5 protein-coding genes and 15 tRNA genes are annotated in these 8,212 nt (G+C 50.6%); 2 read left to right on the top strand and 18 right to left on the bottom strand.

Annotation, left to right across the window (positions count from 1 at the left end; translation table 11 throughout):
- Positions 1-39: 39 nt before the first annotated feature.
- Together ACI1P2_RS21155 and ACI1P2_RS21160 are read right to left on the bottom strand one after the other, a co-directional pair.
- A complete protein-coding gene (locus tag ACI1P2_RS21155; protein ID WP_355322361.1) occupies positions 40-1,671 on the bottom strand; it encodes a response regulator in 1,632 nt (543 codons plus the stop codon).
- A 3-nt stretch (positions 1,672-1,674) separates the two neighbouring features.
- On the bottom strand, positions 1,675-3,483 hold the full coding sequence (locus tag ACI1P2_RS21160) for a cache domain-containing sensor histidine kinase (RefSeq protein WP_355322363.1): 1,809 nt from the start codon (positions 3,481-3,483) through the stop codon (positions 1,675-1,677).
- A gap of 200 nt (positions 3,484-3,683) precedes the next feature.
- Between ACI1P2_RS21160 and ACI1P2_RS21165 the strand changes: the two genes are divergently transcribed.
- Complete coding sequence (locus ACI1P2_RS21165) at positions 3,684-3,971, top strand: hypothetical protein (RefSeq protein ID WP_076325676.1); 288 nt, start codon at positions 3,684-3,686, stop codon at positions 3,969-3,971.
- Between the two features lie 308 nt (positions 3,972-4,279).
- Here ACI1P2_RS21165 and ACI1P2_RS21170 read toward each other — a convergent pair whose 3' ends face one another.
- Positions 4,280-4,738, bottom strand: coding sequence for a hypothetical protein (locus ACI1P2_RS21170; RefSeq protein ID WP_355322365.1), 459 nt, complete (start codon positions 4,736-4,738; stop codon positions 4,280-4,282).
- Between the two features lie 703 nt (positions 4,739-5,441).
- Between ACI1P2_RS21170 and ACI1P2_RS21175 the strand changes: the two genes are divergently transcribed.
- Positions 5,442-6,539 carry a site-specific integrase gene (locus tag ACI1P2_RS21175; protein WP_355322367.1) on the top strand — a complete coding sequence of 366 codons (1,098 nt, stop codon included), beginning with the start codon at positions 5,442-5,444 and terminating at the stop codon, positions 6,537-6,539.
- Between the two features lie 46 nt (positions 6,540-6,585).
- On the opposite strand, the gene ACI1P2_RS21180 is transcribed toward ACI1P2_RS21175, so the two are convergent.
- The 15 genes from ACI1P2_RS21180 to ACI1P2_RS21250 all read right to left on the bottom strand — a co-directional run bounded on the left by ACI1P2_RS21180 (position 6,586) and on the right by ACI1P2_RS21250 (position 8,003).
- A tRNA-Leu gene (locus ACI1P2_RS21180) sits at positions 6,586-6,669 on the bottom strand.
- Between the two features lie 14 nt (positions 6,670-6,683).
- Positions 6,684-6,757, bottom strand: a tRNA-Cys gene (locus ACI1P2_RS21185).
- 9 nt (positions 6,758-6,766) lie between these two features.
- Positions 6,767-6,841, bottom strand: a tRNA-Gly gene (locus ACI1P2_RS21190).
- A gap of 7 nt (positions 6,842-6,848) precedes the next feature.
- Positions 6,849-6,923 (bottom strand) — tRNA-Gln (locus ACI1P2_RS21195).
- Positions 6,924-6,934: 11 nt separating this feature from the next.
- Positions 6,935-7,007: transfer RNA gene (locus ACI1P2_RS21200), tRNA-His, on the bottom strand.
- 15 nt (positions 7,008-7,022) lie between these two features.
- Positions 7,023-7,096, bottom strand: a tRNA-Trp gene (locus ACI1P2_RS21205).
- Positions 7,097-7,101: 5 nt separating this feature from the next.
- A tRNA-Tyr gene (locus ACI1P2_RS21210) sits at positions 7,102-7,187 on the bottom strand.
- A 4-nt stretch (positions 7,188-7,191) separates the two neighbouring features.
- Positions 7,192-7,267, bottom strand: a tRNA-Thr gene (locus ACI1P2_RS21215).
- 16 nt (positions 7,268-7,283) lie between these two features.
- Positions 7,284-7,356, bottom strand: a tRNA-Phe gene (locus ACI1P2_RS21220).
- Between the two features lie 28 nt (positions 7,357-7,384).
- Positions 7,385-7,461, bottom strand: a tRNA-Asp gene (locus tag ACI1P2_RS21225).
- A gap of 27 nt (positions 7,462-7,488) precedes the next feature.
- Positions 7,489-7,562, bottom strand: a tRNA-Met gene (locus ACI1P2_RS21230).
- 10 nt (positions 7,563-7,572) lie between these two features.
- Positions 7,573-7,648: transfer RNA gene (locus ACI1P2_RS21235), tRNA-Val, on the bottom strand.
- A gap of 80 nt (positions 7,649-7,728) precedes the next feature.
- A tRNA-Glu gene (locus ACI1P2_RS21240) sits at positions 7,729-7,800 on the bottom strand.
- Positions 7,801-7,835: 35 nt separating this feature from the next.
- A tRNA-Ser gene (locus ACI1P2_RS21245) sits at positions 7,836-7,924 on the bottom strand.
- Between the two features lie 3 nt (positions 7,925-7,927).
- Positions 7,928-8,003 (bottom strand) — tRNA-Asn (locus ACI1P2_RS21250).
- Between the last annotated feature and the right edge of the window lie 209 nt (positions 8,004-8,212).

Raw genomic sequence — 8,212 nt, forward strand, 5'->3', positions numbered from 1 at the left:
GTAATCTCCGCCCTGCGGAAATCCCTCCCCTGCTGATTCCTATTCTTTTCCAATATAATACAATTTGAACTCGGACGGGGTCATGCCGGTATATTTCTTGAACACCTCGCTGAAATAGCGCCTGTGCTCATACCCGAGATCCTGGGCGATCTCCTGAACCTGCCGGCCGCTGATCAGCATCGCCTTGGCCTTCTCCATCTTCTCATGCATCACATACTGCTGAAACGAAATTCCCTGCACCTTCTTGAACAGATTGGAGAAATACCCCTGGCTAAGGTTAATCTGCTTCGCCATCTGCTCCAGCGACAGCCCCGTGTCCAGATGACTATGGATATATTCGACGGCCTGACGGATAATCCGCGTGGACTCCAGAGAACGGGCTTGCTCCACCAGCGCACAGGCCTCCCGGCAGAGCCAGGACAGCAGGTCCCGTATATCTTGAAGGGAAGGATGCACCTGGTTCTTCATGGCAGCAATTCTGAGTTCCAGCGGCTCCACCTGCCCATAAGGGAACTGCTCCAGCAGGACCCGGCAGATCCTGGAGCTCAGCTCATAGCCGACACTTTCAACATAACGCGGCTCAGGCAAAAGCCCGCTGTCCAGCAGCTCCGCGAACAGCTGGTCCAGCACCTGCAGGCTTTTGGCGGAATTGCCGGAACGCAGGGCGAACAGCAGCTCCTGCTCGGCGGCGGCGGAATAGCTGTGGAGCGAGAGAGGTTTATTCTCGATATTGCTATAATGATATACCCCGTTGCCCCCGGTATAGAAATGATACCCCAGCGCGCTAAGCGCCTGCCTGTACGCCGTGCCCAGCTCCTGAATCGCCGCTGTGCCCAGGCCCACGCCAATAGAAATGGTATGACGCGAGAAGCGGCTTACATTCATGCAGCAGGCCTCCGTAATCAGCGCGGCGGTCTCCGGGTCTGAGCCGTTCATGATACAGACGTACCGGTCTGTCGCCTCCCGGATAATAACGCCGCGGGTCAGGGCGGAAATCGTCTCTTCGAGAATATTGTGCAGGCTGAACCTTAGCAGCTCGACCTCCTGCACAGGCTGGCCGCTCAGCTTCTCCGCGAAATGATCGATCTCGGCGACAAACACGAAGAAATCATGCTGGTCCAGCGGGATATCGAGATAGGCCCAGCGGGAACGGGCATCCGCTTCTGTCGTCTGGTGGTGCAGCAGGAAGGTGAGATATTCCTGGCGGAGAATAGGCAGACTTTCCCTGATTCTCGCCTCCATCACAGCAAGTCTGGCGGTCTCCTGACGCTCCTCCCGGCACAGCTCCCTGGCCTTCAGCACTGCATTCACAATCTCCTCCAGGGAAAAGGGCTTCTTCACGAAATCAAGCGCCCCCAGCCGGATGGCTTCCTGGGCATAAGAGAACTCCGAGTAGGCGCTGAGGATAATAATCTTACAGTCCGGCAGCACCTCCAGAATCGCCCGGGTCATCTGCAGGCCGTCCATTCTTGGCATCCGGATATCAGTCAGCACAATGTCCGGCCGGGTCTCGCGGATGATCTGCAGTCCCGCTTCGCCGTTAAGCGCCGTACCTGTGACCTCAATACCGTGCTCCTGCCACGGCGGCTTGCGCGAGACCATCTCCACCACACTTTTAATATCGTCGATTACACATAATTTGAACCTTTCCGACTCCAGCTTCCGGTCCATCCTTCATCTCTCCTCCCTAGGCGGAATCCACAGATCCGTCCGTGATCCCTTACATGGTTCGCCGCCAACGTCCATACGGGCTTCGGCCCCGTAATACAAGGCCAGCCGGTGCCTGATGTTGAACAGGGCATAGCCTTTTCTGGACTGCGGAGCCCTGACCATCCCCTGCTTGACCTGTGCAGCATCAAGTCCCCGTCCATTGTCGGTAATGCAAATATGCAGCAACCCCTGCTCCCGGCTGACCGTGATGTCTATCCTGCCTCCTATAGTCCGGTCGCTGAATCCATGCTGGATGCTGTTCTCCACCACCGGCTGTAGGATAATCTTCGGCAGCAGACAGGTAAGCAAGGCCTCATCCTCTACCGTCACCGTGTATTCAAACAATCCTTCATAGCATTTCTGCTGAATGGCGAAATACTGCCGCATGTGGGACAGCTCATCCGCAAGGGTAATCAGATCCTTGCCGCCGCTGAGCCCGATCTGGAACATCTGCGACAAAGACAGGATCATCTCATTTACATCGTCATTCTCGCCCATTACCGATTTGCAATAAATGGTGTTCAACGTATTGTACAGAAAGTGCGGCTCCATCTGCGCCGTAAGGGCACGGATCTCTGCATGCCGCTTGCCCTCCTCCTTGGTCTTCACATCCGCGATCAGCGTCTTAATCTCCGACATCATCCGGTTGAACTGAAAGCCGACCTGGGCAACCTCGTCCTCATAACGGCTCTCGTACACTACACTGAGCTGATTCTCTTCGACTTTGCGCATCAACCTCCGCAGCTTGAACAGTGGCTTCAGCAGCACAGATGTTAGCTGATTGGAAATCAGCCAGGTCGCCAGCAGGAAGACAACGATGACATAGAGGGTAATGCGCTGCACCCGCTGCAGCTTACCCAGCAACTGGTCCCGTGACTGCATGCCGGAGATAATCCAGTCGGGTGATGCCGCTGAGCTTGTATAATTCACCAGATACTCCTTGCCGCCATAGCTGTAGTTGTGATCCTGCGCATCGGCTGCTTTTCCGGCTTCTGCAAGCACCGGCTTCCAGGGGAACCCGCCCCGGAACGGCCAGCGGGACTCCACCACCACCTCTCCTTCCCCGCTCACCAGGTAATAATTCCATCCTGCTTGTTCACCGCCTTTATTCAGCAGCTCATCTATCTGGCTCTCCCTGATATTGACCACAATAAATACATTGCTGATCGGCGTGTAAGGGTATTCATAAATTCCCCGGACTACGAAGGAGACCACCCGCTGGCTGCCCGTGAACAACCGGTCATAATGTCCTTTGGCCCAGTAGCCGCCCGGCTGCTCCTTGCTCAGATCATATAATTCCGAGCCGTAGAACGAGTTGTCCTGCGCCCGGATCTGAGTAGTAGAATAGAAATCGCCAATCGGGGTAACGATCAGCACATTCTCAATGATCGGCTGATTGAACGTTGCCTGCGAGAGGACATACTGCAGATCGGACAGATGTACATAATAATTAGAGACCTCATGGCTCAGTACATCCATCATCATCTTGCGGTACGCATCACTCAGCATCAGGGACTGCACGGACAGCGCTACATCATTTAAGCGGGAATCCAGAAGCTGTGCCGTCTTGCTTACAGTTTCCCGGCTGCCGGCGTAGGCATTATCCTCGATCTCCTGCGCGGCAATCCAATACGAGAAGGTGCCCATTGCACTGATGGACAGCGTAATCAGCACGATGAACGAGAACAGAATCCTCTGTTTGATGGATATCCGGTAATACCTGCCGGCGATCTGCCGCCGGAGCTGCCGGCCATAGGCTGTGAATGTATTCATAGTTCCCCCTTCTTGAGCATGTATCTCCCTATGATTGTCAGTTCTTGTCACTTGTACCATACGGCTGCTCCGGCCCGGCGTCAAGACAGGGCATGATTATTTAGCGGATTCCGTCCCTTATTATCAATAGGCAGGGGGCCCTCCACATAACATGGTGCGAATTCACTAATCATGGCTCAGGTTGACGGGAAGCTGCGCGATTGAGTAATTATGCTTGTGACGGTCAGTCCATTCCGTTTGATGCCTTTCTGCGGCAAATGTTGAACGATCCAACAGTAGCAGAGCTCACTGATTTTGTTGCCTCATACGTAAAAAATAATACAATTAGCCAAACTGACGGTTTCAAGGGCGATTCTATGAAGCATGAAACAGAGATGGGGGGAACGTTGAGCGAAGTCCTGCCCCAACTGAATACTGGCAGCAACGCAGTGTTCACTTATTATGGCGGCGGGGAATCTGGTCCGCTTCATGTGGTATTCCATGTATAGGTCTGGGAACAATAAACTGCTTCCATTTGCTGCTTCGACACCTGGATGAACAAGGGCTGGGACCAGTTGTTGGCATTACGATTGCGGATGTAGAGCGCTATTGAGACCAGGAGCATTGACGGACTGATCGAACGACTGGCTGACGACTATGCGGCCCGTCTTCTGGATACCGGACATCGTCAATTTCAGCTAATCGGCTACTGTTTGGGAGTGTTACTGCTAATACATAATGACCGGCGGTTGACGGCGTAAGTTGTCCTGCTGGTGACGGCCAAGCTGTCCGGTCTATGGTGTGAAGAAAGGGAGAATCATGACAATTCTCCCTGGATGACGCGTTTGATCATATGATCGTCAATGATGCGATGTTTGTTCTGCGAGCCGTAGAAGAGGCTGTGCGTGCAGACCTTGTTGATCAGGCGCGCGGCGCCGCTGGAGAAGCGGAACACATCGTCGATCGCCGCCTCTGTAAACACGTCGTGCTCGGCACCGGCGTAGCTCATGTGCCGGGCGATGTACGCGCCGGGGTCGAAATGAGCCAGCTTGCATTGCAGATCGATTCGCTGGCGAATCGCCGCGTAGGCTTGCAGCCCAAGGCGGTCCCACAGCTCGCTTTGCCCAACTATAAGATACAAGCATATGCTTGTATCCTTTAATCCTGCACGTTGAAAACTAAATAGCACCCGTTTCAAGTACGTTCTTCTTGTGCCTGTGATAGCAGGAAGCGAGGATAGCGGATACGCCAGGACAGTCTGTGGCTTAGCAAGCATGGATTCGAGCGATCTTATCTGTATCCAATCAACCTTTGGTGGGTTGATCGCCAAGGTCCGCAAGAAGTTATCATGATACTTCTGCCCGGCCAGCGTCACTGCATTGGGGGCAGCCCGCTCGGATGAGGGGGAACTTTGTCACAAAGTTATGTGTGGGCTAACCACCCGCAACTTGAAACTGGTTTATTTATACATATTTATTTTTGAAGGGAGGCAAGTTAATTGCACGATGAGGTCAACGTTCCATCCGTAACCTTAAACACATATCTGCAAATGTTCCAAGATTATCCGGATATCGTAAATGTGGTTCAGATGTGTGAAATGCTTGGAGGAATCAGCACAAAGACAGGATACAAGCTTTTGCAAGGCTGCTGAATTAAACATTTCAGAATTGGCAGAGCTTATAAAATTCCTAAGGTTCATATCGCCACCTATCTTCATGGTATCATAATAGAACAGCCGATTCAGCACACTGACGCTTTAACGCATTTAATTACTAATTCTACTATGTTATATTTAAAGTGTCAATGGTGGGATCGGTGCTGTAACCAAGGAGGAGTACAAACATGGTTGCAGGCCACCTACAAGAAAAAAAAGGATATTTTTCATCGTCTTAAATTATAAAAACGAGGAGGGAAAACGAAAACCCAAGTGGATTGCAACAGGTTTACCCGTTAAAGGGAATAAGAAAAAAGCTGAATCGTTGCTCATTGATGCTCGCAGAAATTTCCAACCCGAGAGCAATCAAGATGAGGAAGAAATCAAAGAACAAGAAGTCATTCCTGTACCTGTTGAATCTGAGATCGAAGAAGTCATTGAGGAATCAGGAGAGATTGATCTTACTTTATTTGCGGATTATATGTTGGAATGGTTAGAAGCTGTAAAACCCAGTATTGAAGAGATTACGTATATTTCATACGCAAATGCTGTGAAGAAACGGATCGTCCCATACTTCCTTGAAAAAGCCATTACACTACAAGGATTGAGACCCCATCACATTCAGAACTTCTACACCTATTGTCTCAAGGAACGAAAGGTCTCGGCTAACACAGTCATTCATTATCACGCGAATATTCGCTCCGCACTTCAGCACGCTTTTATAACAGAGCGTATTCTTTCTAATCCGGCTGACAAGGTCATTCGCCCAAAGAAAGATCCCTTTCACGGCAGCTCTTACACCGCAGATGAAGTCAATCAGCTGCTTGGGAATGTAAAAGGAACAAAAATTGAACCTACCATTATTTTAGGTGCCTTTTATGGCCTTAGACGAAGTGAAGTCATTGGATTGAAATGGCCGGCGATTGATCTGATCAATAAAACCATTTCAATCAAACATACCGTTACGACTGGTTCATTCGATGGAAAACTAATTACGATTGAAAAAGATCGTACAAAGAACAAATCGAGTCGCCGTACACTCCCCCTTGTCGACGCCTTCTACGACCTTCTAGTGCGTTTAAAGCAGCAGCAAGAGCTAAACAGGCAGGTTGCAAAAAAATCGTACTGTACGGATTACAAGGGCTATATCTACGCTGATGAGATCGGAAATCGAATCAAACCGAATTATGTCACTCAGCACTTTGCTCTTGTTCTCAAAAAAAATGGCATGCGACACATCCGTTTTCACGATCTACGTCATAGTTGCGCTACTTTGCTTTTAAGCAATGGAGTCAGTATGAAAGAAGTTCAGGAGTGGTTAGGCCACAGTGATTATTCCACCACTGCTAACATTTATTCTCACCTGGAGTTCAGCTCCAAAGTATCTTCAGCAAATACAATGAATGAGGTCATCAAAATATAAAAAAGTTCATCAGAGAAGATCTCTAATGAACTAACATTGATTAATGTGGTACCGGTGAGAGGACTCGAACCTCCACGGGTCTCCCCACTCGATTTTGAGTCGAGCGCGTCTGCCATTCCGCCACACCGGCACATTAAATTGTTATGGAGGCGCCACCCAGATTCGAACTGGGGATAAAGCTTTTGCAGAGCTGTGCCTTACCACTTGGCTATGGCGCCACATCTTTATGGAGCGGACGACGGGAATCGAACCCGCGACCCTCGCCTTGGCAAGGCGATGCTCTACCGCTGAGCCACGTCCGCATATAAATGGCTGGGGATATAGGATTCGAACCTATGCATGACGGAGTCAAAGTCCGTTGCCTTACCGCTTGGCTAATCCCCATTATGTAAAAGGGCGATCGATGGGACTTGAACCCACGAATGCCGGAGCCACAATCCGGTGCGTTAACCCCTTCGCCACGACCGCCAAAACAAAAAAATATGGCAGGGGCAGCAGGAATTGAACCCACACTAACGGTTTTGGAGACCGCTGTTCTACCTTTAAACTATGCCCCTATAACTGGTGGAGGCTGATGGATTCGAACCACCGAACTCGTAAGAGAACAGATTTACAGTCTGCTGCGTTTGGCCACTTCGCTAAGCCTCCAGAATGGTGCCGGCGAGAGGACTTGAACCCCCAACCTACTGATTACAAGTCAGTTGCTCTACCAATTGAGCTACACCGGCATATTTAGTTGTAAAGTGGCTCGGGACGGAATCGAACCGCCGACACGAGGATTTTCAGTCCTCTGCTCTACCGACTGAGCTACCGAGCCTCATAAAATTCTGCGTAAGTAATAAAAATGGCGGAACCGACGGGATTCGAACCCGCGATCTCCTGCGTGACAGGCAGGCATGTTAGGCCTCTACACCACGGTTCCAGAGGCACTTTCTTTAATTGAAAGCAATTGCGGGGGCAGGATTTGAACCTGCGACCTTCGGGTTATGAGCCCGACGAGCTACCGAACTGCTCCACCCCGCGATATTAAAGATGGTGGAGGCTGAGGGGATCGAACCCCCGACCCTCTGCTTGTAAGGCAGATGCTCTCCCAGCTGAGCTAAGCCTCCATCTTAGAACACTTATTAGATCATATCACATTTACATATTGCAGATCAATAAGCATTTTTCTCAAAATGAGTTAAAAATATGACCCGTAGGGGATTCGAACCCCTGTTACCTCCGTGAAAGGGAGGTGTCTTAACCCCTTGACCAACGGGCCATGCTTTAAAGAATGGAAAGTCAGATAAATCAGAACGGAGAGAGAGGGATTCGAACCCTCGAGACGCTTTTGGCGCCTACACGATTTCCAATCGTGCTCCTTCGACCAACTCGGACACCTCTCCAAATGGCTCCCCGAACAGGACTCGAACCTGTGACAACTCGATTAACAGTCGAGTGCTCTACCAACTGAGCTATCAGGGAACATTTCAACTACTCTTAAGTTCAGGGAACAGCATCGCCAAATGCCGTATGTAACCAATCAGACATCTCAACCACTTGAGCCGCATGCCTATTGCTTACACCCTGAAAACCGGATCCGAAACGTCATTGCGCTTTATTCATTAGGATAAGCCCTCGACCGATTAGTACTGGTCAGCTCCATGCATTGCTGCACTTCCACCCCCAGCCTA

This window comes from Paenibacillus jiangxiensis, assembly GCF_046098255.1.
Lineage (GTDB): Bacteria > Bacillota > Bacilli > Paenibacillales > Paenibacillaceae > Paenibacillus > Paenibacillus jiagnxiensis.

What these genes read in the sequence shown, in the direction of transcription:
- ACI1P2_RS21155 (WP_355322361.1), bottom strand. Translation starts at nt 1,671, where the DNA reads ATGGACCGGAAGCTGGAGTCGGAAAGGTTCAAATTATGTGTAATCGAC.
- ACI1P2_RS21160 (WP_355322363.1), bottom strand. Translation starts at nt 3,483, where the DNA reads ATGAATACATTCACAGCCTATGGCCGGCAGCTCCGGCGGCAGATCGCC.
- ACI1P2_RS21170 (WP_355322365.1), bottom strand. Translation starts at nt 4,738, where the DNA reads ATGCTTGCTAAGCCACAGACTGTCCTGGCGTATCCGCTATCCTCGCTT.